Genomic DNA, 21628 nt, shown 5'->3' with positions numbered 1-21628 from the left:
TTAAACTCTTCTGTATTCCTTTACTGCCTGGGGCTTGATACTTGTCAGGTCTGCAATCTTTACTGCTTTGCCGGAAGCTATACTGTTCCGGGCGGCAATCCCTACCAGACAAGCCAATGCGCCATCTCTTGTTCCTGCACACTGTTTGAATGGGTCTTCAATATTGGGCAAGAATATCTGGTCTTTCAATAACTTATCTCCCCCGCCATGTCCAGATGTGCCGAAAGGTATCTGAATATATTCCCTCTTCGAGAAATTCTTAAACAGAACGATTTCATCGTAATTCTTGTCGCTCACCGGTTTAGACTCCTCGATCCAGGCATCGATCCGCCCTTTGGTTCCGTTGAAGGCAATGCGATATCCTTCATAGGGTGAATAGCTTGTCAGAGAATAAGATACCTGCACTCCGTTGGCATAACGAATAGAAGCTCCCATTTTGTCAAAAATATCCACATCATTCTTGAAGACACATCCATCCCGTAAATAACCATCATATTTCTCATTATCAACATACAATGCTTTATAATAATCGTTCTTCATGATGTCATAATAGAACTTACATTCTTGCGTATGCTTGCAGTTACGGCAGTTTTCAGCTCTGAATGGGCCATTCTTTCCGTAGAAATTAAGCTCTCCAAAAGCAAATACGGTTTCAGGATCACTATCTATCCACCAGTTCAGCAAGTCAAAATGATGGCTGGCTTTATGCACCCACAACGAACCGCTACATGCCGTAAGCCTGTGCCAGCGCCTGAAGTAATCAGCTCCGTGTGAAGTATCCAGATACCAGTGAAAGTCTACAGAAGTTAGTTCACCAATTTCGCCTGCTTTCAGCAATTCCCACATCTTTGCCCGATGGGGAGAATACCTATAATTAAATGTAACCCGGCATTTCTTCCCGGTCCGTTTTTCGGCATCCAGAATGGCCTGTACCTTCTGTTCATCGGTAGTCATAGGCTTTTCGGTAATAATATCAGCTCCCAGCTCCATACCTCGGATAATAAACTCGTGGTGCGTTGCATCCATGGTAGTTACAATAAGCAGGTCGGGCTTAGTTTCTTTCATCATCTTCTCAAAGTCGGTATATACCGGACAAGAAACACCAATGAAACGTTTTCCGGTTTCTACCCTGCCTTGGTTTTTATCACAAAGCCCCACAAACTCAAGATAGTCAGGATATTCTTTCACCAAATCACGTCCCCACATACCACAGCCTCTTGAGCCTGTACCGATTAATGCAACTTTAATTTTAGCAGCAGGGGCATTAGCCAATGTATGCAACTCCTTCGCCGCAATTCCAGATGTGCCCGCAAACACCATGCCCGCTGTTGTAGCGGCAGATGTTGTTAAAAAATTTCGTCTGTTCATAAATAAATCATTAGTAATTTGCTATTTTATAAAAGATTAGATGGTAAATCTTTGTTTTTCATGATACGATGCACCCACCGTAATAAAGATTGTTTTTACTCACCAAATGCGAAAATAATACTTTTTTACTTATAATCAAGCCCATACCTTTACTTTTTAAAATCCCACAGTTGTTGAACACGAGTTCTACAATTATTGAACACGAGTTCTACAGTTGTTGAACATGTGTTCTACATATGTGGGATTTCAATTTCTTTGATTCAGAGAACTTAGACCATATAAAAAATAACGTATCTTTGCCGTCAGATCAGAGAAAATGGCCGGAAAGAAATTTTATGTTGTATGGAAAGGGCTTCAACCGGGAGTGTATAATAACTGGGAGGAGTGCAAAAAGCAAGTGGAAGGACAGGCTGAAGCAAAATACAAATCTTTTGCCACAGAAGAGGAAGCCTCTGCCGCTCTGGAGGCAGGCTATGAAAGCTACCTCAGAAAGGCCTCGTCGCCCAAGGCTTCTTCAAAGCTGCTGAAAAACGTTTCCATAGGCAAGCCCAACCCAGAAAGCATTGCTGTAGATGCCGCCTGTAGTGGAAATCCTGGCGCCATGGAATACCGAGGGGTGTATGTTCGCACCAAACAAGAAATCTTCCATATCGGTCCCATGAAGCAAGGCACCAATAATGTCGGCGAATTCCTGGCTCTCGTTCACGGTCTGGCATTATTGAAGCAAAAAAGCAGCCCATTACCCATCTATACAGACAGTGTAAACGCGATGAAATGGGTAAAAAACAAGAAATGCAAGACACTCCTGGAGCGTACTCCGGTAAACGAGCAAATATTCGTTTTAATAGAACGAGCCGAAAAATGGCTCCGCGAAAATACATACACCACCCCCATCATCAAATGGGAAACCTCTGAATGGGGCGAAATCCCTGCTGATTTTGGTAGGAAATAACAGATAAAAAATCATTAAAACAGCACCTTATCAGAATGCTTGATCAGAATTATATAAATCTAGTAAAAGTTGTAATACCTATATATAAGAATGAATTATCTGATTTAGAAAAACGTTCTTTATCTCAAGTTTATGACATCTTGAAAAACTACCCTCTTGTTGTTATTAAACCAGAGTCGCTTGATTTATCTGACTGCTTGAAACCATATCCTTTGATAAGTATCCAAACGTTTAATGATTCTTTTTTCAAAGGAATTTCGGGGTATAATAACCTAATGCTCTCAACTTTATTTTACAAAACCTTTATTGATTATAAATACATTCTGATATATCAGCTTGACGCTTATGTATTCAGAGATGAACTAGAAAAATGGTGTGCTTATGACTACGATTATGTAGGAGCCCCCTGGCTAAAACGGCCAATCTATAATCTACCTATTATTTCCTGGATCATGAGTTATTCACTAAAGCGCAAGACTCGCAAAGGGCAAGTTAGCAAGCAATTATTATACAATAAAATAGGCAATGGAGGCTTTTCATTACGAAAAGTGAGAAGTCATTATTTGGCAACAAAAACACATGCAAAAAAAATAAACCGCTTTTTGGTTCAGCGGCGACAGCATTTGTATAATGAAGATGTATTCTGGGCTTTTCTACCAGATTTTTCTTACCCCACCGCAATGGAAGCATTACGATTTTCATTTGATAAATATCCAGAACTCAGTTATAAACTAATAAATAAACAATTACCATTTGGTTGCCATGGTTGGTACAAAAGAAAAATGAAACATTTTTGGAAACCTATTATAAACTATTAATTTATGAAAATATCAGTAGTTATAAACACGTACAATGCAGAAAAGCATCTGGAAAGAGTATTAGAGTCTGTAAAAGCATTTGACGAAGTATTAATTTGCGACATGTACAGTACTGATAAAACTATAGAAATTGCTAAAAAGTATAACTGTACTATTGTACACCACGAGAAGACGGGCTATGTTGAACCTGCCAGAAATTTCGCTATACAAGCGGCAAAACACGATTGGGTATTTGTAGTAGATGCCGATGAATTCGTCCCAGCCAAGTTAAGATCATACCTATATGAACAGATAAAGCAAGATAATCCTCCTTCAGGAATTATGATTCCCCGAAAGAACTATTTTATGAATCGCTTTATGCGTTGTACATATCCTGATTATCTTCATCGTTTTATTAAAAAAGCAGATACCGATTGGCCTGTCGAAATACATTCACACCCTAAAATAAACGGCATAGTAAAGAAAATTCCTAAAAAAAGAAAAGACCTTGCATTTATACATCTGGCAAACGAAAGCATTTATGACAATATAAATAAAACAAATAAATACTCTGATTTTGAAGTAGAAAAAAGAAAAAAGAAAAAATACGGTTATTGTTCACTTTTAAATGAAACCATCTTTCGTTTCTTTAAGTTCTACATAATAAAAGGAGCCATTAGAGACGGAAAAGCAGGCTTAATATATGCCGGATTATTATCGATATACAAATATTTAACTATCGCTAAAGTGTGGGAATCAAAAATAAAATATAACGATCTGGAAAAAGATTTACAAGATTCGCAAAACAGATAATTAGGTTTCGTTCATAAATTTCTTTTTGTAATAAAGAATCCGTTCTACGGCGTGATTTATATCATACCCCATTGCTTGAGCATAAGATCTGGCTATAACTGTGAAAACTTCATCCGAAAGCCATAATCTTCTAAAATTTTCGTAGCCTTTTTCTTCGGAAATTGAACGACCAAATTGCATGCGATTAATATCTACAAGAAAAAACTCGAGTGTATTGTCTTTCAACTTGTACAAAACATTTCCAGAGGAATAATCTTTATGCAAAATGTTCTTTTTGTGCATATTGGCTGTAAATGTTCCAAAAGCATCCAGGATATGAGCACGATTGCCAATTACCGGATCAAAGTAGAATTCTCTGATCTCATGAGCGTCTGCTATTTCAGCAGAAATATAATAAGAATAAGACAGTATTCCCCCCTTGAATTCTTCAATATATGCAATTGGAGTAGGGGTATTTATTCCATATTTTTGCAGTTTAAAAGCATGTATATAAGAGCGGCAGGCTTTCGATTTCCGAATAGATGAATAGACTATTCTATTTACTAAATGAGGCACTTTAAAACGTTTTACAACAAAACGCACATTCACTACTTCAAAGCGTTTTAAAATATTTCGCCCTTCATAGACAATCTCTCCGGAAGTATTGAATACCTTGGGGATTGTATTGATAAAGTCACTCAAATGCTCATATTCCGGATTGATAATAACTTTCATCATTGCAGGATTTCGTTAACTTTCGAGATAATACGTTCGGGAGGTAATTGGGTCATACAGGCCCAGTCTCCCCGAAAACAAGACTTCTCACCAAAAACGGAACAAGGGCGACAGTTTAGGTCAAGTTGTATAGCATCCTCAGGTTTCTGATGATACCCATAAAAACCGGCATATGGATGAGTGGCCCCCCAAACGGAGAGAACTTTTGTGCCTACCAGAGAGGCAAAATGCATATTGGCAGAGTCCATACAAAGCAGGACATCCAGGCGACTGATTAAAGCCAGTTCGTTATCAAGCGAATAGCGCCCCACTACTGTTTTTACGTTTGGGTATTGAAAAGCCCATTGCTCCAGAATGGCCTCCTCATAGCCTTTACCTCCTAAAAGAAATAGCGTAATATCTTCCTGCTTCGACAAGGCGGCTACTACTTTCTCCATTTCTTCTATGGGGTAGATTTTGCCGCGATGCTTGGCAAAAGGCGCTACGCCAACCCACTTTCCTTTCTTCTCACCAAGCGTTTCTCTAATCAAAGAATCATTGGCCGGATGTTCTTCATACAAAGAATGAAATGTATCCTCATAAGACAAACCGGCCGCTTTAAACACATCGGCATAGCGATCAATCACCGGGCGAATAGGTTTGAAAACCTTATTTTTCCGGGCAGTCAGGCGGGTACGATCCTTCCGGGCTTTATCTACAACATATACTTTCTTGCCCCGCAGGCGAAAGAATGAGCGGATAATCATCGTTCGTAGAACATGATGCAAGTCGAGTACCAGATCATAATCATACTTGGAAAAAGCCCAGGCAAAGCGGGTTAATCCACTCAACGACTTTTCTGTCCCGGTAATACTAATACCTATTACCTCTATATTAGAAGGGCGATTGATAAATACCGGTATCAGGAAAGCCTGTGTCAATATCGTAAAAGAATCTTCAGGATTCGCACGTGCGGCAGAGTATAATACCGGGACAGTCATCGCGACGTCACCGATAGCGGATAGCCTTATTACCAATATTTTCGCCATTTATTTCTTTCCGTATAATACAGGGTTTAAAGCCGGGTCATTGTACATCTTCATTTGCTTGTAGACTTTCATATATTTGGCTCCCGACTCGATATCAGACAATAACTGTTCCAAAGCGGTTGACAAGTCTGTTTTTTGCTCCAGCAGAACAGATAGTTTCTTTTGACATTCCGCTTTATGCGCAGGATCGGCATCTTCGCGGAAGGCTTCCTGGCGCATGTGGTATATCTTCAGCTCCAGGATAGACAATCTGTCAACAGCCCAAGCCGGGCTTTCGGTATTGATTGTTGCACCTTCTTTCACCTTTACATCTTTATACTTGTCAAGGAAATAGCTATCAATCAACTCTACCAGATCGGTACGATCCTGGTTTGATTTGTCTATACGCCGCTTAATCACCAAGGCTTCTACGGGATCAATCTGCGGATTACGAATGATATCCTCCAAATGCCACTGAACCGCATCGATCCAGTTTTTCAGATACAAATAATATTCGATACTTTTCAGTTCAAACGGATTCTCGATAGGAGTATCCACATGGTCTTTCAGATGGTAGTTACTGGTCGCCTTTTCAAAAATATGATGGCATAATGCGGTAAAATTCATGGTTCTTTTATTTTTGCAGTTAATATACAAACGTAAGCAAAAATAGTAATTTCCGCATGAACTACCGCATGATATCACCGATTAATGATAAATCTTCCGCACGAGGCTATCCTGCCCGCTGCTTATTTTCACAACAAAAACAGTGTTTTTTGTATGGAGAGGAAATACAATTGTTCCATCTGCCTGAACAGTCTGCGATGCGACTTGTTGCCCCAACACATTGAAGACTGCGATCTTAGTCGCTTGGCGGATACCCGACAATTCCACATTCAGGGATGAAGAAAGGCTATAGACTTTCGCGTCAAAAGCAGCAGTTTTAACCTCTCCAACACCTACGGGAGAACCATCGCCAAGGGACGTCTTTGCGGCGTTTATAACCTCTCCTGTCGCAGCATCAATCAATAAAGCTACAAGTTCGAGATTCTCTTTATTCATGATGTTTCCCGGCAGGTCGACGGTATAGGTAAAAACCTGCTCTTCATTAGCCGGAAAAGAAGCCGGAAGACTAGAGCCAAACCCATCAACACCACCATAGATAGCGCGTGCTACATGACGATAAACCATCTGCGAGGCAGGTATTACAGCCGGAAGACTTTCATATCCGCCCATAGCTTCCGGCGAACCGCTATAGTAATTATATTGGTTGTAATCAGAAGAAACGCCTTGCACCTTATCTTCTGTCAAAACCAAAGCGAAACGATAATCGGCTCCCTCAACGGCAGAAGAGAAGCGGCTACGAATCTTTACAGCCAACTTCTGGTCATCCCCCGAAACATATTGAGCAAAAAGACTTACTGCTGCAGGAGCAGGTTCTTCGGCTATTTCCGGAATGGGGGTGGCACTATATAAATAAAAATTCACAGCCTGCTTTCTATTGATAACCGTATTAGGATATCCAACAGGGAAGTCAGTCTGCAACCTGTCGATATACGCCTGAATTGCCATAACGTCAATCCCATGCACGGCAATAATGGCGGCTTTATTAGGGTAGGCCTTCTCAAAGCGGTCAAGGGCGACGATCTCACGCGGACAATAGCCGCACCAGGTACCTGTCATTTCTTCTAAAACCAACAGGCGGTCATAGGTAAGCGGAAGCGCTGCACCGGCAACCTCTCCACTATAGGCAAAACGCACATGTACGGTAGCTTTAGCAGCCCCTATCGAAGCTGTAAAAACAACAGAACTAGTGCCCCATATCGCCGGATCAGTCACTAAATAATTCGCATGAAACGTTTTATTTTCCGTATTCGCCGGGATAGTAAAACTCGCAGTAGTATAGGTTTGTGAGGGATAACAGATCTCGCCTACACAGAGTTGTACTTCTCCTCCCGGAGCTAATCGTTTTTCTTCTTTGGTAACTGAAACCTGCTGATCTGCCGCTGAGGTATTCTTTAACCCCAGTTCGAGTAGCATCTGTCCCATTACCAGATCGTATGTATCAACTGTTATAACCGCCCCATCCGCTAAGGCTTTATCTTTGTATGTCCATTGCAGCGTTTGGGCATGGATGGCAATAGCACTAACAAGAAGCGCCATCACCAGTAAAGTAAATTTCTTTTTCATTATATTAATCTATTTATAAATACAACAATTAGGGAATCAAATCGGTTGTCGCCGACTGCAAGATCTCCTTTGACCCTCCTTTGTACACAAAAGCTATCCAGGAGCAATCTTCTGGTTTCCAATCAGAAGGGAGGGAGTAGTTATACGTTCCTTTCCGATGGTTTTCAGTACCGGGAAGATCCGTCAGCGATTCGCCCCAAGTCCCGTTCACAGCAGCACGGAATACATGCCGGTGCGTATAAGTATAATTAATGCTATTATCCGGCATTAATTGAGGAGCCACTATATTATCTTCTATCAGCCAGACTTGCAAATAGGTATCGTCCGGCATACTACTCTGGGCTATCACTTCCACAGAAAGAGACGGATCTGCTCCTGCTGTTGAAGGAGTCAGTAGAATTGAAACGGGAGAAACCTCAGCCAGACGGGCTACCGCCTGCGAAGCCCAGGTAGATATATTACTATTGGTCAATGTTCCGTTAAAAGACTTCCGGTCTGTCATTGCCGAAGGGTATCCGTCGGGGCGGAAGTACTCATTATACGTTTCACCTGCCTCTGTGCGGAAGTCCGTTTGCCAGGCTGTCCCGGAAGTATTGGCGTAGTTTCCGGCATGAATGCTCACGACAATCAGATGCCCGTCAAACCACTCCTCCAAGCGGGCAGACTCTTCGGCTGCTGTAGGACAGTTCAGACACTTATATCCGGTAAAGTCTTCCAGCAATACTACCTTGTTGGTAAAATGCAGCTCGTCTGTTTCTATCACCCGTTCAGGTTCATCGATCACATCGCATCCGTAAAAGCCTAAAAGGATACCGGACAATATATATATGAGTCGTTTATTCATCTTCAGAAGTTAAAGTTGTAAGACAATTGGAAACCCTTGCTGGCGGGAACATACCGGCAAACTCCTCCGGCGCAATTATATCCGGCACGTGTTCGTCCGTAAGCTGCTTGCAGGCGATGAGCTTTGTGCGTAAAAGTAACAGTTCCCATATAATAATGTAAATCCGTTACTCCACTATTATATAGATCTGAAACCGAAAACATCAGATACGGAGGCCAGGAAACCTCTACTAAGGCAAACATCCAGTCACCCTCCCCTTGCTTGGTGTTCAGATATTGAAGTTCGCTGCGAAGCGCTACCTTATCATTCATTTGCCAGGTTCCTTCAGCTACATAAATATTCGAATGGATGATGTCGCCATTTTCAGCATGGCCTTCCACTATGCGCTGATTATAGCGCTGGTTCATATACATCAGGTTTAGTTTGAAATCTTCCGTTAGCCGTTTTTCTACAGATACGTTTACATCCTGATAGTAGGTTTCACCATTCCCCTCGTCTTTAAGCGAACGGATATGCGAGGCATGTAGTTTCAACAAGGTACCGTATTTTCCTCCAAGAACAGTATTCCGCTCGAAGTTATAAGCGGTCTCGCCCTGAAAAGCCCATTCGCCCAACGGCTGGGTAGCATAGGGATAAAGCGCCGGAAGCGTATACGTTTGTTGTTGCGTAAAAGCTGGCAGATGATTGATGAAGGACGAGGAACCACTCATCGAGCGGTCAGAGCGATACGACATATTCTCGCTTCGCTTGGCTTGCAAAAGAACACTCATACCCTTCTTTGAATAGGAGGCAGAAAGCAACAAAGCATTTCCATTATCATAGCTATAGCCATTATCGTACGAGGGATCGTTTATCTTCCAGGCATAATCGGCTATCAGGTTGAGCCCTCCTTTCTGAAACTGCATACGGGCATCAAAAGCTGCCACATTCAAGGGGAGGTTTAATCGTTTATCCGGTGCAATATAAATGGCCTCATCTTTTTCGTGCTTCCCGACATACGAGCCACCCAGTAACCAATAAGCCTCATGGTCGCTCAGAACCCTGAGCCATTCATCTATGTTTATTTCTGCATCCGTACCCCACACATAGCTGTCATTATGTTTCCAGTAGCGGCGCTGTTTCCCACCAAGCGCTTTGAGTCGCAAGCCATTTAGCGGGCGAAGCAACAAGCGTCCGCCGCGAATGGAATTGTCTATCCCCAGGCTGCGTTCTTCGTAGGTACGGAAGATAAGGCCATTACCAAACTGGTCATAAAAATCGCCTACAGTCAACTCTGCCCAGCGATACCGTCCGGTAGCATAAAAATAGGGAACACCCCATCCTGCAAAGTCTTTCTCAAAACCAGGAAGCGGGTGCTCAAGGTACTCCAAACGGGCGCCAACAGTAAGGTAGTTGAGATACGAAGCCGACAGATCCAGATAGGTATTCGTCAGCACCTTTTCCTTGTACGACTCCGTTCCTATGGATTGGTCTGATTCGGGAAACAGAATATCCGACTGCAAACTGCCACTCACTGTGACGTCCTTCTGGGCTGACAGCTCCAGGAGGATAAACATCAACACTCCTATCAGGTACGTTTTCTTCACGATTATTTTTTAGCCAGTTTGCGTACTTCGTTAATCAACTTCTTCTCGCTTCCTTCCGTGTAGCCACTGCTTTTGTACACAATCTTTCCCGACGGAGCTACCACAAACACATACGGAACTACATTTACTTTCATGGCGCGCCGCAAGTCTCCGCTCGCATCCAACAATACAGTATAATTCCAGCCAAAGCTATCTATCATCGGTTTCACTTTGGCGATATCGTGTGCGTCATCAATGGATACGACAACCAACTCGACTCCAGTTTCTTTCTGCCAGTCTGCATACACTTCATGAATGGCGCTCAATTCCCGCTGACACGGCTTACACCAGGTAGCAAAAAAGCTAATGATTAAAGGGTGACCTTCTTCCGGGAGTTTGGAAATATCTATTCGCTTCCCGTTCACATCTTTCAGTTCAACCGAAGGCAACTGTGCCTCAGCCGCTCCCAAACCCGCAAAGGCTATCATGAATAACAAAATAATTTTCTTCATAAACATTGGTTATTTATTACATAACAATCCAAAACATAAAAGTATCACTAAAAAGATAAATATAATCTATCTTCTTAGTGATACTTTCTATTTAATGTAGTAAGGGGAAGGTGGTAAGTGGCATGTGAATCCCTTAGCACATACCACCTTTCCCATATCACAAGCTGCCTACTTATTCCAAACCCTTGGGGCTGGTATGCCCGGAAGTGGTTTGCGGTTTTTCAGTTCTTTCATGACTTCTTCGATGGCACGGTCGAGCTGTTCGTCTTCTCCGTTCCATTCTTTGATTGGGTCATTATCAATCAGTATGTCGGGATCTACCCCGTGATTTTCGATAATCCAGTCGCCCGTTTTAGGATCATAGCTAGTAAAGAAAGGAACACGCATATCCGTTCCGTCGATGAAAGGTAACGATCCGCTGATACCAACGATGCCTCCCCAGGTGCGGGTACCAATCAGCTTACCCAGTCCCAATGCACGGAATCCCCAGGGAAATAAGTCGCCGTCGGAAGCTGAATACTTATTGATAAGGCATACTTTCGGGCCTACCTGCACGGCGTCAGGAATGGTTCCGGTACGCTTGGAACCACGATACATGGTGACGCGATACGGTTCACGAGCCAGGCGTTCCAGTATCATCGGAGATACATTTCCGCCACCGTTCGCACGATCGTCGATAATCAAGCCTTCCTTATCCAGTTGCGGATAAAAATAGCGCGAAAACTCGTTCAGCCCATCGACCCCCATATCCGGGATATATACATAACCAATCTTTCCATTCGAGGCCTTGTCTACCTTTTTGATATTCTCCTGCACCCAGTTATAGTGTTGCAACGAATACTCCTCGGCTAGCGGATTGATGATAATCTTACGTGCTCCGGCCAACTGGGCTTTTGAGTTCAGCGACAATTCTGTCGGGATATTTGCCTTACCTACCAACAGCGAATACATATCCTTCACGCTATTGGTCGGTACACCGTCAATGGCAACAATATATTCGCCTGCTTTTGCTTCGATGCCCGGTTCTGTCAGCGGAGAGCGCAAGTCTTTGCTCCAGGAAGCTCCCAGCCAGATCTTTTCCAAACGAAAGAAACCACTGGAGGCGTCGCGGGAAATTTCAGCGCCCAATAGTCCGGTTTGTATCCGTCCCGCTTTCTCGTATTCACCCGGATTAATATACGCATGTCCTACATTCAACTCACCTATCATCTCTCCTATAATATAGTTCAGGTCGAGGCGGCTCTTTACATACGGAAGCAGTACTTCGTATTTTTTCTTCATGGCTTTCCAGTCTACGCCGTGCATATTTTCCACGTAGAAGCCATCTCTCATCGCCCGCCATCCTTCATTAAATATTTGCTTCCATTCTTGCGCATAATCGGTGGTTATCTTCATGTTTGAAATGTCTACCGCATCTTTCAGGTCTGCTTTCCCTTTAGGAATATCCGTTACATATATAGAAGAAGGATACTTAAAGAAGAGAGCTTTCTTGCTTCCGGGCTCCACATACATCGTTGCCCCATCTGCCACGTCTTCCTGCTTCTGTTTTTTAAGATCAAACACTTTTGTATTCTGTCCCATCGCATAATACACTCGCTCACCATCCGAATAGAGATTACCGTATTTGCCGGCTGAAAGGGGAAGTTTGATGATCCGATCAACAATGCCGTCAGGATCACTCCCCCAGCCCCCTGAAGGGGTGGCTCCGGTATCACCCGTTTTTTTATCCGCTTCCCCTTTAGGGGATTGAGGGGTTAAAAATGGCGAAGGCGTATCTTTGCTCAACAAAGCAAGATAAACACCTCCCATATTGGTATAAGCATGGTTCCATTCGGTATTGCTATATGTTGGGCTGAAATCCCTCATTGAAACAAATACGAGGTATTTTCCATCCGTACTGAATACCGGAGCGTAGGAATCATACCATTTATCAGTTACTGGGTATTCTTTTTTGGTGGTCAGATTATAAACATATACGATACTGAAATCATTTTTAGCCATACGGGAATAAGTCAGCCAATTGTTATCGGGAGAAATCTTTACATCACGTATTTCGCTAATGGGGTCTTCCAATATCTTCGTTACGCCCTTACTTGAAACATCCAGCAGATTGATCCGGTTCTTGCGGTCGGTATAAACGATCTTTTTGGAGTCTGGAGTCCAGTCGAAGTTACGTATGTATGTATCGTTGTTTTTAGTCAGTTGCACGGGGTCTCCACCTGTGGCATCCTGCATCCAAAGCTCTGTTTCACCGGTAGCATCGGATATATAGGCAATCCACTTACCGTCGGGCGACCATTGCGCATTACGGTCATGCTCACCCGGCGAACGGGTAATATTCTTTGTCACCCCTTTTTCGGCCGGAATATTAAATACTTCGCCACGGGTAGTTACAGCCAGGCGTTCGCCATCAGGAGAAAGACTTATAGCTGTAATATATTTCGCTCCGTCTTTTATTTCCGAACGGGCATAAATATTATCCGACGAGAGTGTGATGTTTACTTTCTCGGGCTTGCGGTCGGAAACATTCATCTTATAGAGATATCCGCCATTCTCGAACACAATTGTATTTCCATGTATGCTGGGGAATTTCACATCGTATTCTGTAAAATTCGTCACCTTTTCAGTTTGCTTGGTAGAGGTATTGTAAACGAAAATATTCATCGTGCGGTCGCGGTCTGAAATGTAGAAGATATTATCTCCCGCCCACATCGGCATGATGTCTTGTGCTACATTTTCGCTAATGTTCTCTACTTTTTTCTTGCCGGGGTCGTACACCCAGATATCATCAGCCATCCCGCCTTTGTAATATTTCCAGGTACGAAATTCACGCATTACGCGGTTGTAAGCCAGCTTGCTTCCGTCAGGAGAATAGCAACAGAAACCACCTTCCGGCAGAGGTATCGGCTGAGACAGCCCACCTTCTTTACCTACGGTGTACAGCTTTCCGTCGAATCCTGAACTGATACGATTCCGGTAGACAATGTTCTTGCCGTCGGGCGTCCAGCCCATCACCATATTGTTCGGGCCCATACGATCCCCTAAGTCGTCCCGGGCATTGGTGGCTGTGTATGTTACCCTAAGGGGCTCTCCCCCGGATGCCGGGATCGTATATACTTCCGTATTACCATCATACTGGCCGGTAAAAGCAAGCGTTTTCCCGTCAGGCGAGAAGCGGGAAAACATCTCATATCCTACATGAGAAGTCAAACGTGTAGCTTCTCCCCCATTAATAGATACTTTATATAAATCACCAGCATACGAGAATACAATCTCGCTGCCGTTCGTAGCCGGAAAGCGCAAAAGCCGCCCTTCACCGGCTGCAAAAGCCGTAGAAATAGTTCCGGCGCATAAAAAAAGAATAGATAGCAATGTGTTTCGCATAAACTTCACGTTTTAGTTATCCACAAATGTAATAAAAATGCCCCGTTACCAAAATAAAATAGCTCACGAGCCAATTAAAATGAGTCGTGAGCTATTTTTATTTACTCACAGGAAAGCAGCGGCTTTGCCGAAGACTTTTAAGAATGCGTTATTAATAAGGGAGGATTCTACTTTGGGCGAGGTAGGAAAGGGTACTTGGTGACTGTAGGAGTACGGGAAGTCCATTTCTTCCAGGATGTGCGAAGAGGCTTTACCCAGGGCTTTTATTACACCAAGCGTAGGGATAACGACATCCTTCTTTAGGGATATAACGCGAATGCGGTTACAGGCTTTTTCGAAAAAGCCCTCGCGGAATTCCGAAAGGACATCCTGACGGATCATTGCCTTAAAAGCCTGCTCCAGGAAGTCATTCCCAAAAGAAGCCGGGAGTCTCTCTTTTTCGAGAAAGTCTGTATTATAATATTGCTGCAGACGATCAAAAGCTTCTTTGTCGAGGATATCACGGGCATTCCCATCCATATGGTTAAAGATAGAGCCACCACAAAACATAAACAGGCGGGTATCAGAAAAGATCTTGTCCGGATTGGCCAGTAATAGAACCTGAGACAGAAGCGCTCCTATGGAATAAGCAAAAAGGTTTATAGATGTGTCCTCTTGGAACGAGGGGTGTTCGCCGTTCTTTATTTCGTGAACGAGTTGGCAAAGATTGTAAGCCGATTCGCGTCCGGAGATATAAAAACGCAACGGATGCCGGGAGATACGGCTGCTTAAAGCCACGTTGGCGAAAGTAGAATTACACAAATCTGCTACCGTCTGCCTGCGTTTGGTAACCCAAGGTAATACAGCACGCGGATTATTCCAGTGATCCGGCGTGCGGTTCATGTGAAAAGCAATCGGGAACAAAATAACGGCTTTGCCTGTCGCCGAAGCCAGATATTCCGCCCAAGTAAGGTATTTATCCCAGGTGCGTTCATTTAGCCCATGTAAAAGAATAATTGCCTTGTCATGCTTTATTTTCCTTTTAGGAGCAAAAATTGTATAAGTGAAGGATTTATTTTCCTGGATACAATCGTCGGTAAGGGGGCAGAATTCAGTAGGAAGAAGCTCTCGCTGAAAATCTTTTATCTCACGACTTTTTTCTTTCTGAATAAAGTTGTAAGGTATTATTTCCAGACGGCTATCCACTATATCTGCCTTCTTTTCATACGAGAAAAGCGTGTGCAATTGTTGAGATCGAATCGTAACATCCATAGGACTGGTATTTTCCACAAACAAACAACAGTTGAAGGAATGCAGCAAATTAATGGTTCCTCTACCACTGCTAAGGGATGAAAAGGGATATGCAGGGGCGAAAAACAAATATACGGGGTGAATACAAAAGGCTAATTCGGGATTATTTAGTTACATTTGTGGAAAGAAAAAGTGTTGAAATGAATTTTTGGAATCAGAAACTACCCGGCTACATTTATGATAAAGGAAATATAATTCGGCTAATATTATTAACCGCACTTTTTGCTTTGGTATTTATTAATATATACAAGCCGTTCGGATCGCCTCAGTGGTATCCGGTATCCGAATTCAAATTTTTCATATTTTCCAGCCTGATCATTCTCACCGGGGTACTGGTCGTTGTTATCAGCAGAATAATTATGCATTACCGGGGCAAGCGTCATTCGATAACGTTCGGGCAATATGCTATCTGGATTTTGGCTGAGATATTTTTCATGTCGTTGTTCTACACCATTTATACGCTGTCCGTAAATCCTGAAAGAGAATGGCTGAATGTATTTAAGGAGTCATCGATAAATACCAGCCTGGTATTACTGCTTCCTTACGCTGCCATTCATCTTTACTTCTCCTACCGGGATAAAGAGCGCCAGATTCAGTTGCTTGAAGAAAGTAGCTCTACGACTCCCGCACGCGCTTCTGTTTATAATTTCTACGATGAAAAGGGAGAACTCCGCCTGTCTGTAAAAAAAGAAAACCTATTATATATTGAGTCGGCAGACAACTATGTAATTATATGGTATCTCAACAAGGAACATCTAACGAAATTTATGCTGCGCAACTCCTTACGTTCGCTGGAGGAACACTTCTCAGACACACCCGTTCGGCGATGCCATCGCTCTTACATGGTAAACTTTGAACAAATAAAGGTTATCCGCCGTCAGAAGGACGGGCTCTTTATGGAATTTGACATCTCAGGAGTACCCGACATCCCGATCTCCAAATCATACAGTGAGAAAGTTACTCATTGGTTTATGACCTACTCTTCGTAAACTATTACTTTTTAAGCCAGCGGTCACCCAGTTTATATACCGGATACCAAGCGGAGAGAAAACCGATAGCCATGACCGTCAAAAAGACGACAAAAATATCCAAAAAGGCTACTCGTACGGGATAACTATCAATAATAAAAGCTCCGGCAGCTCCCATCTTAATGAGCCCTAATTCCTGTTGGAGCAAACAAATGACTAATCCAATAACAATACCGATCAAAGCTCCAAAACCAGAGATCATCCAGCCTTCGAAAAGAAAGATACGACGAATAAGTGAATCGTCGGCTCCCATATTACGGAGGGTGCGTATATCATCTTGCTTCTCTATCATTAGCATCGACAACGAGCCTATGACATTAAATAGGGCTATAGCCAGAATAAAACAAAGGATCAGAAAAGTCATCCACTTCTCGATCTGCATCATTTTGAAGGAGGCTTCCTGTTGTTCGAAGCGATCTTTCACCTCAAAGTCATTTCCCAGCAATGCTTTGATTTGTTTCTTGACTGATTGGGCGTTTGCTCCTTTGGCTACCTTAATTTCCAGAGCCGAAACTTCATTTTCGTATGTAAATAATGTTCGTGCCAGCGAAAGGGGGACAAGCATATAGTTTTCGTCATACAGCTGCTGATTCATCCGAAAAACGGCGCGGGTATAAGCATATTCCAGGTTGAAGGAAGTAGCCGGGTTGGAAAGATTAACACTTACATCCCGTTTGGGAGCATAAATCTCCAGGGGAAAAGAAAAGGAGGGCTTGATACCCAGCGAGGCAGCCAGCCCAAGTCCCAAAGTGGCATAATCCACCACCTCATCCTGCAAAATAAATTCACCGTCTACCAAGACACTATCAATCTGCGTCAGCTCTTTATAATATTCATCTACCCCTTTTACTACGGCAATTACCTGGCGATCACTGTACTTGATCAGTGAATTTTCCTGCAGCACCTCACTCACACAGGAAACACCTTCCAACTTACGGAGCTTAGCCAACTGTTCCGAGGGCTCAAACACCTTTCCGGCAGCCGGCGTAACTTTCAGATCGGGATCGAGGTTGCTGAACATAGACGCAACCAAATCGTTAAAGCCATTGAAAACGGATAATGCACAAACCAATGCAATAGTAGCAACTACCACCCCACAAACCGCCACCATCGATATAACATTAATGGCATTATGCGATTTCTTAGAAAAGAGGTACCTGCGGGCTATGAAAAAAGAGATATTCAATTTTCAGTTGTTTAGCAATTTGTCTATGTTTTCTATATAGTCTAACGAGTCGTCGATAAAAAATGATAGATCGGGAATGACACGTAGCTGAGTACGTACGCGTTGCCCCAGGTCATAACGTATCGACTTTGTATTGGTACGAATAGCCTTCAGCAGCTCTTCGCCTTTTTCCGAGGGGAATATACTCAGGTACGCTTTCGCAATACTCAGGTCGGGGCTTACTCGTACCGCACTCACAGAGACAAGCGTTCCCGGCAAAGCCTGGGTCTGCTTTTGGAATATATCGCCCAGTTCTTTCTGGAGCAGGCGTTGTATTTTTTGTAATCTCTTGCTTTCCATACTGTTTTACTTTATTATTTTTTCCATATAACCGTAAGGCCGTCGCGTAAAGGTAGTATAACTTTTTCTATTCGCGTATCCTGTTTTATCTTTTCGTTAAAGTCTAGGATACCGACCGTCTGTTTGTCTGCCGGTTGCGGAGGAGTTAATACCTTTCCGTCCCAAAGGATGTTATCGGCCAATATAATTCCGCCTTCCCGCACAAAGGGGAAAACCAAATCAAAGTAGGCGGAATACAAACGCTTGTCGGCATCGATAAATACCATATCGAATGTTTCGCCCAGCGAAGGGATAATATCCATCGCATCACCAAAGCAAACTTTTATTTTATGCTTATCGGGCGACTTCGATACATATTTATTTATAAAGTCTTCCATTTCATCATTGATCTCAATGGAATAAATAAGGGCATCGTCGTCTATCCCTTCAGCCATGCAAAGCGTAGCATAGCCCGTATACGTACCGATTTCAAGGATGCGTCTGGGGCGTAACATCCTGCAAAACATTTTGAGGATACGCCCCTGCAAATGCCCCGACAACATCCTTGGACGAAGTAAGTTGACATGTGCATCCCGGTTTAGCTCTGCCAATAAATCCCCTTCCTCATCAATATGTGAAAGGATATAATCGTCTAACGCATCGGCATTCATTTTTTCTCTTTGAACGTAGGCAGCGAATAAGCGTTCGCATTATCCAGCACTTTTCCTACATTATTTATCTCAAGGAAAGTGGTTCCGCCTCCTTCGCCAAAGCTACCGCTCAAGTAAGCAACCATATTGTCACGGGTAATATGCCCGCTATGGATTAGTTCGTTCAAGGCATTGAAGAAGTATCCGCGCCGACTATCGTCCCAGGGTTGATGAACAGCCCATACCCCGTAAGAGAGGGAAAGCGTACGCATCACATCTTCGTTATAGCAAATGGCATATACCGGAGAAGTCCCCCTGAATGCTGCAAGGAAACGAGCGGTACGACCAGTATGGCTGTCTGTTATAATAGCTTTCACCTGTAGCTTTGAGGATGACTTAACTGCCTGTTTAGCCAGGAAAGATGTAACATCCAAGTCGTTCCCTTCAATAGGAACGCGGATATCATTAGCCGCCAGTTTTGTTTTCTCTGCTTCGCGTGCTACCTTCGTCATCGTTTGAACTGCTTCCACCGGATATTTTCCGTATGCCGTTTCACCACTCAGCATCAAGGCATCGGTACGATAATAGATCGCATTCGCGATGTCGGTTACTTCCGCACGGGTAGGACGTGGGTTGTTAATCATGGAGTGGAGCATCTGTGTCGCTACAATTACCGGCTTCTTCACTTCTACGCACTTACGTATCAGCACTCGCTGTATACCGGGAATCTTCTCGGCAGGCACTTCAATACCCAAGTCGCCCCGGGCAATCATAATTCCGTAAGCAGCCTCCAATATTTCGTCGATATTGTCTACTCCTTCCTGGTTTTCTATTTTGGCAATGATCTTTATCTGGCTATTCTGCTCGTCCAGGATTTTCTGGATATCCAACACATCCTGCTTGCTGCGTACAAACGAATGTGCAATAAAATCCACCTTATTTTTAATACAATACTGTATATTGCTTCTGTCTTTCTCCGTAAGAGAAGGAAGATTAATCCGCACTCCCGGCACGTTCACGCTCTTACGACTACCTAATGTAGCATCGTTCAAAGCCTCACAAACCAGATAATCCGAGTGCTTTTCTACGACCTTCAAGTCCAGATCGCCGTCATCGATCAACATATCATCGCCCACTTTCATATCGTCTACAAAACTAGGGTATGATACATTCAGGCATTCGCGGGTAGTCTCTACCGTTGGATCACCTTTTACTTTTATACGATCGCCAGTCTTGAGTTCTATCGGATAGGCTGTTATCGTAGTTCTGATTTCAGGACCTTTCGTGTCCATCAGTATCCCGATACGATTTGATACGGTTCTGGCGTTATTAATAACCCTGTCGAATCCATCTTCACCCATGTGAGCAGAATTCAGACGAATAACATTCATTCCCGAGTCGTATAGCTGTTTGATAAAATCTACGTCACAGCGTTTATCGGAAATAGTAGCAACAATCTTTGTATGCTTTAACATAAAAACTTCGTTTTCAGTTTTCAATTTTCAATCTCTAATTTTAATTAATTAATCCTTGGAGTGCTAATTCGTACGAATCCAATCCAAAACCTAAAACAACCCCTTTGCAGGCAGCCGATATCATGGAAACATGCCGGAAAGACTCTCTCGCATGCACATTAGATATATGTACTTCCACAACCGGCACATCTACCGCTTTTATCGCATCGTGCAAAGCGATAGACGTATGCGTATAAGCTCCTGCGTTTAAAATAATTCCATCGTAACTAAAACCTACTTCATGTATTTTGTTTATCAATTCACCTTCTATGTTACTCTGATAATAATCTATTTCACACTGAGGATATTTCTTTCGCAAAACGTCCAGATAACCTTCAAATGAAAGATTTCCATATACTGCCGGCTCACGTTTTCCCAGCAGATTAAGATTTGGCCCGTTGATAATCTGAAACTTCTTCATTTTGTTACAAGTTTATTACCTTTGTACCATAAGCCGGCACATATTTAGTGGGGCAAAGGTAGTGATTTTATGAATGATATTATTAGCAAATACCAAATTTATCTCCGGTTGGAAAAGGCACTCTCACCCCATTCGGTAGATGCATACATGACCGACCTTGACAAATTGCTTCGTTTTATGGCAGATGAAGGGCTTACCTATTCCACTGTTTCATATGAAAATTTACAACAGTTTGTTGCACAATTACATGATATAGGTATCCATCCTCGCTCACAGGCACGTATCATATCCGGCATCAAATCTTTTTACCGTTTCCTTCTTCTCGACAGCTATATAACGATTGACCCTACCGAACTGCTTGAGTCACCCAAAATAGGCTTCAAGCTGCCGGAAGTTCTCACGGTTAATGAAATAAACAACATCCTTGACACAATCGACTTATCACTGCTGGAAGGACAACGGAATCGTGCCATGTTGGAAGTATTATACAGCTGCGGACTACGTGTTTCAGAACTAACATCCCTCCGCTATCCGGACGTATATTTTGACGAAGGCTTTATCAAAGTAGAGGGAAAGGGGAGCAAACAACGTTTAGTCCCTATCTCAGAAACAGCTCTTCACGAAATTAAGAATTACCTGTTCGACCGAAACCTGATTCGGGTAAAGAAAGGCTTTGAAGACATCCTCTTCCTCAGCCGCAGAGGGACAGCTTTGTCACGTATTATGGTCTTCCACATCATCAAACAACAAACCGAAATGGCGGGAATACACAAAAACGTAAGCCCTCATACCTTCCGCCATTCCTTCGCCACTCACCTACTGGAGGGTGGTGCCAATCTACGTGCCATACAAGAGATGCTGGGGCATGAAAAAATAACCACAACCGAGATATACACACACATCGACCGCGAATTTCTCCGAAAAGAAATCCTACTACATCACCCCAGAAGCAAACGCTAAACTTTTTGGTGTTAAACAACCTTTTTATAGTCCGGATTTAAACAAACAAAAGCTAGGAAAGGAGAATATTTATACCTTTGTCGAATTTTTACAATATTATTTTAAAATAACTATT

Annotated in this window: 20 protein-coding genes; 5 read left to right on the top strand and 15 right to left on the bottom strand. The window is 43.0% G+C overall.

All coding sequences use genetic code 11. From position 1 onward, the window contains the following. Nucleotides 1-1368 carry a Gfo/Idh/MocA family oxidoreductase gene (locus tag M2470_RS03345; protein ID WP_280743392.1) on the bottom strand — a complete coding sequence of 456 codons (1368 nt, stop codon included), beginning with the start codon at nt 1366-1368 and terminating at the stop codon, nt 1-3. Between the two features lie 316 nt (nt 1369-1684). Here M2470_RS03345 and M2470_RS03340 point away from each other — a divergent pair, with 316 nt between their 5' ends. Genes M2470_RS03340 through M2470_RS03330 form a run of 3 tightly spaced genes read left to right on the top strand, consistent with a single transcriptional unit; the run spans nt 1685 to nt 3930 of the window. After that, a complete protein-coding gene (locus M2470_RS03340) occupies nt 1685-2320 on the top strand; it encodes a ribonuclease H family protein (RefSeq protein WP_280743393.1) in 636 nt (211 codons plus the stop codon). A 35-nt stretch (nt 2321-2355) separates the two neighbouring features. Further along, complete coding sequence (locus M2470_RS03335; RefSeq protein ID WP_280743394.1) at nt 2356-3138, top strand: DUF5672 family protein; 783 nt, start codon at nt 2356-2358, stop codon at nt 3136-3138. A 3-nt stretch (nt 3139-3141) separates the two neighbouring features. Further along, nucleotides 3142-3930 carry a glycosyltransferase family 2 protein gene (locus M2470_RS03330; protein ID WP_280743395.1) on the top strand — a complete coding sequence of 263 codons (789 nt, stop codon included), beginning with the start codon at nt 3142-3144 and terminating at the stop codon, nt 3928-3930. Here M2470_RS03330 and M2470_RS03325 read toward each other — a convergent pair whose 3' ends face one another. The 9 genes from M2470_RS03325 to M2470_RS03285 all read right to left on the bottom strand — a co-directional run bounded on the left by M2470_RS03325 (nt 3931) and on the right by M2470_RS03285 (nt 15397). Then, on the bottom strand, nt 3931-4647 hold the full coding sequence (locus tag M2470_RS03325; RefSeq protein WP_280743396.1) for a lipopolysaccharide kinase InaA family protein: 717 nt from the start codon (nt 4645-4647) through the stop codon (nt 3931-3933). Further along, a complete protein-coding gene (locus M2470_RS03320) occupies nt 4644-5672 on the bottom strand; it encodes a glycosyltransferase family 9 protein (RefSeq protein WP_280743397.1) in 1029 nt (342 codons plus the stop codon). The genes M2470_RS03325 and M2470_RS03320 overlap by 4 nt, the downstream gene beginning before the upstream one ends. Beyond that, nucleotides 5673-6278: a DUF4254 domain-containing protein gene (locus M2470_RS03315; RefSeq protein WP_280743398.1), complete on the bottom strand. Its 606-nt coding sequence runs from the start codon at nt 6276-6278 to the stop codon at nt 5673-5675. It lies immediately after the preceding gene. A gap of 81 nt (nt 6279-6359) precedes the next feature. After that, complete coding sequence (locus M2470_RS03310; protein ID WP_280743399.1) at nt 6360-7841, bottom strand: Omp28-related outer membrane protein; 1482 nt, start codon at nt 7839-7841, stop codon at nt 6360-6362. A gap of 28 nt (nt 7842-7869) precedes the next feature. Then, a complete protein-coding gene (locus M2470_RS03305) occupies nt 7870-8685 on the bottom strand; it encodes an Omp28 family outer membrane lipoprotein (RefSeq protein WP_280743400.1) in 816 nt (271 codons plus the stop codon). 2 nt (nt 8686-8687) lie between these two features. Then, a complete protein-coding gene (locus M2470_RS03300) occupies nt 8688-10271 on the bottom strand; it encodes a DUF6029 family protein (RefSeq protein ID WP_280743401.1) in 1584 nt (527 codons plus the stop codon). A gap of 2 nt (nt 10272-10273) precedes the next feature. Beyond that, nucleotides 10274-10762: a TlpA disulfide reductase family protein gene (locus tag M2470_RS03295; protein WP_280743402.1), complete on the bottom strand. Its 489-nt coding sequence runs from the start codon at nt 10760-10762 to the stop codon at nt 10274-10276. A 168-nt stretch (nt 10763-10930) separates the two neighbouring features. Beyond that, a complete protein-coding gene (locus M2470_RS03290) occupies nt 10931-14146 on the bottom strand; it encodes a S41 family peptidase (protein WP_280743403.1) in 3216 nt (1071 codons plus the stop codon). Nucleotides 14147-14251: 105 nt separating this feature from the next. Continuing rightward, nucleotides 14252-15397 carry a DUF6051 family protein gene (locus M2470_RS03285; protein ID WP_280743404.1) on the bottom strand — a complete coding sequence of 382 codons (1146 nt, stop codon included), beginning with the start codon at nt 15395-15397 and terminating at the stop codon, nt 14252-14254. A gap of 179 nt (nt 15398-15576) precedes the next feature. Here M2470_RS03285 and M2470_RS03280 point away from each other — a divergent pair, with 179 nt between their 5' ends. Next, on the top strand, nt 15577-16425 hold the full coding sequence (locus M2470_RS03280) for a LytTR family transcriptional regulator DNA-binding domain-containing protein (RefSeq protein WP_280743405.1): 849 nt from the start codon (nt 15577-15579) through the stop codon (nt 16423-16425). 4 nt (nt 16426-16429) lie between these two features. Here M2470_RS03280 and M2470_RS03275 read toward each other — a convergent pair whose 3' ends face one another. Genes M2470_RS03275 through aroQ form a run of 5 tightly spaced genes read right to left on the bottom strand, consistent with a single transcriptional unit; the run spans nt 16430 to nt 20553 of the window. Beyond that, nucleotides 16430-17650 carry an FtsX-like permease family protein gene (locus tag M2470_RS03275; RefSeq protein ID WP_280743406.1) on the bottom strand — a complete coding sequence of 407 codons (1221 nt, stop codon included), beginning with the start codon at nt 17648-17650 and terminating at the stop codon, nt 16430-16432. 3 nt (nt 17651-17653) lie between these two features. Further along, nucleotides 17654-17989 carry a 30S ribosome-binding factor RbfA gene (rbfA, locus tag M2470_RS03270; protein WP_280743407.1) on the bottom strand — a complete coding sequence of 112 codons (336 nt, stop codon included), beginning with the start codon at nt 17987-17989 and terminating at the stop codon, nt 17654-17656. Between the two features lie 14 nt (nt 17990-18003). Then, complete coding sequence (locus M2470_RS03265) at nt 18004-18639, bottom strand: O-methyltransferase (RefSeq protein ID WP_280743408.1); 636 nt, start codon at nt 18637-18639, stop codon at nt 18004-18006. Continuing rightward, nucleotides 18636-20093, bottom strand: a complete 1458-nt coding sequence (pyk, locus tag M2470_RS03260; protein ID WP_280743409.1) for a pyruvate kinase — start codon at nt 20091-20093, stop codon at nt 18636-18638. The genes M2470_RS03265 and pyk overlap by 4 nt, the downstream gene beginning before the upstream one ends. A gap of 40 nt (nt 20094-20133) precedes the next feature. After that, complete coding sequence (aroQ, locus tag M2470_RS03255) at nt 20134-20553, bottom strand: type II 3-dehydroquinate dehydratase (protein WP_280743410.1); 420 nt, start codon at nt 20551-20553, stop codon at nt 20134-20136. A 69-nt stretch (nt 20554-20622) separates the two neighbouring features. Here aroQ and xerD point away from each other — a divergent pair, with 69 nt between their 5' ends. Then, the gene (gene xerD / locus M2470_RS03250; protein WP_280743411.1) at nt 20623-21513 is read left to right on the top strand and encodes a site-specific tyrosine recombinase XerD; all 891 of its coding nucleotides are present in this window, start codon (nt 20623-20625) and stop codon (nt 21511-21513) included. Nucleotides 21514-21628: the final 115 nt, after the last annotated feature.

Source organism: Parabacteroides sp. PH5-46, assembly GCF_029892785.1.
Taxonomy (GTDB): domain Bacteria; phylum Bacteroidota; class Bacteroidia; order Bacteroidales; family Tannerellaceae; genus DFXE01.
The sequence above is the reverse complement of the archived record's forward strand: the minus strand, read 5'-3'. Positions and strand labels throughout refer to the sequence as shown.

Coding starts and splice junctions, on each gene's coding strand:
- M2470_RS03345 (WP_280743392.1), bottom strand. CDS start 1,368: ATGAACAGACGAAATTTTTTAACAACATCTGCCGCTACAACAGCGGGC.
- M2470_RS03340 (WP_280743393.1), top strand. CDS start 1,685: ATGGCCGGAAAGAAATTTTATGTTGTATGGAAAGGGCTTCAACCGGGA.
- M2470_RS03335 (WP_280743394.1), top strand. CDS start 2,356: ATGCTTGATCAGAATTATATAAATCTAGTAAAAGTTGTAATACCTATA.
- M2470_RS03330 (WP_280743395.1), top strand. CDS start 3,142: ATGAAAATATCAGTAGTTATAAACACGTACAATGCAGAAAAGCATCTG.
- M2470_RS03325 (WP_280743396.1), bottom strand. CDS start 4,647: ATGATGAAAGTTATTATCAATCCGGAATATGAGCATTTGAGTGACTTT.
- M2470_RS03320 (WP_280743397.1), bottom strand. CDS start 5,672: ATGGCGAAAATATTGGTAATAAGGCTATCCGCTATCGGTGACGTCGCG.
- M2470_RS03315 (WP_280743398.1), bottom strand. CDS start 6,278: ATGAATTTTACCGCATTATGCCATCATATTTTTGAAAAGGCGACCAGT.
- M2470_RS03310 (WP_280743399.1), bottom strand. CDS start 7,841: ATGAAAAAGAAATTTACTTTACTGGTGATGGCGCTTCTTGTTAGTGCT.
- M2470_RS03305 (WP_280743400.1), bottom strand. CDS start 8,685: ATGAATAAACGACTCATATATATATTGTCCGGTATCCTTTTAGGCTTT.
- M2470_RS03295 (WP_280743402.1), bottom strand. CDS start 10,762: ATGAAGAAAATTATTTTGTTATTCATGATAGCCTTTGCGGGTTTGGGA.
- M2470_RS03290 (WP_280743403.1), bottom strand. CDS start 14,146: ATGCGAAACACATTGCTATCTATTCTTTTTTTATGCGCCGGAACTATT.
- M2470_RS03285 (WP_280743404.1), bottom strand. CDS start 15,397: ATGGATGTTACGATTCGATCTCAACAATTGCACACGCTTTTCTCGTAT.
- M2470_RS03280 (WP_280743405.1), top strand. CDS start 15,577: ATGAATTTTTGGAATCAGAAACTACCCGGCTACATTTATGATAAAGGA.
- rbfA (WP_280743407.1), bottom strand. CDS start 17,989: ATGGAAAGCAAGAGATTACAAAAAATACAACGCCTGCTCCAGAAAGAA.
- M2470_RS03265 (WP_280743408.1), bottom strand. CDS start 18,639: ATGAATGCCGATGCGTTAGACGATTATATCCTTTCACATATTGATGAG.
- pyk (WP_280743409.1), bottom strand. CDS start 20,093: ATGTTAAAGCATACAAAGATTGTTGCTACTATTTCCGATAAACGCTGT.
- aroQ (WP_280743410.1), bottom strand. CDS start 20,553: ATGAAGAAGTTTCAGATTATCAACGGGCCAAATCTTAATCTGCTGGGA.
- xerD (WP_280743411.1), top strand. CDS start 20,623: ATGAATGATATTATTAGCAAATACCAAATTTATCTCCGGTTGGAAAAG.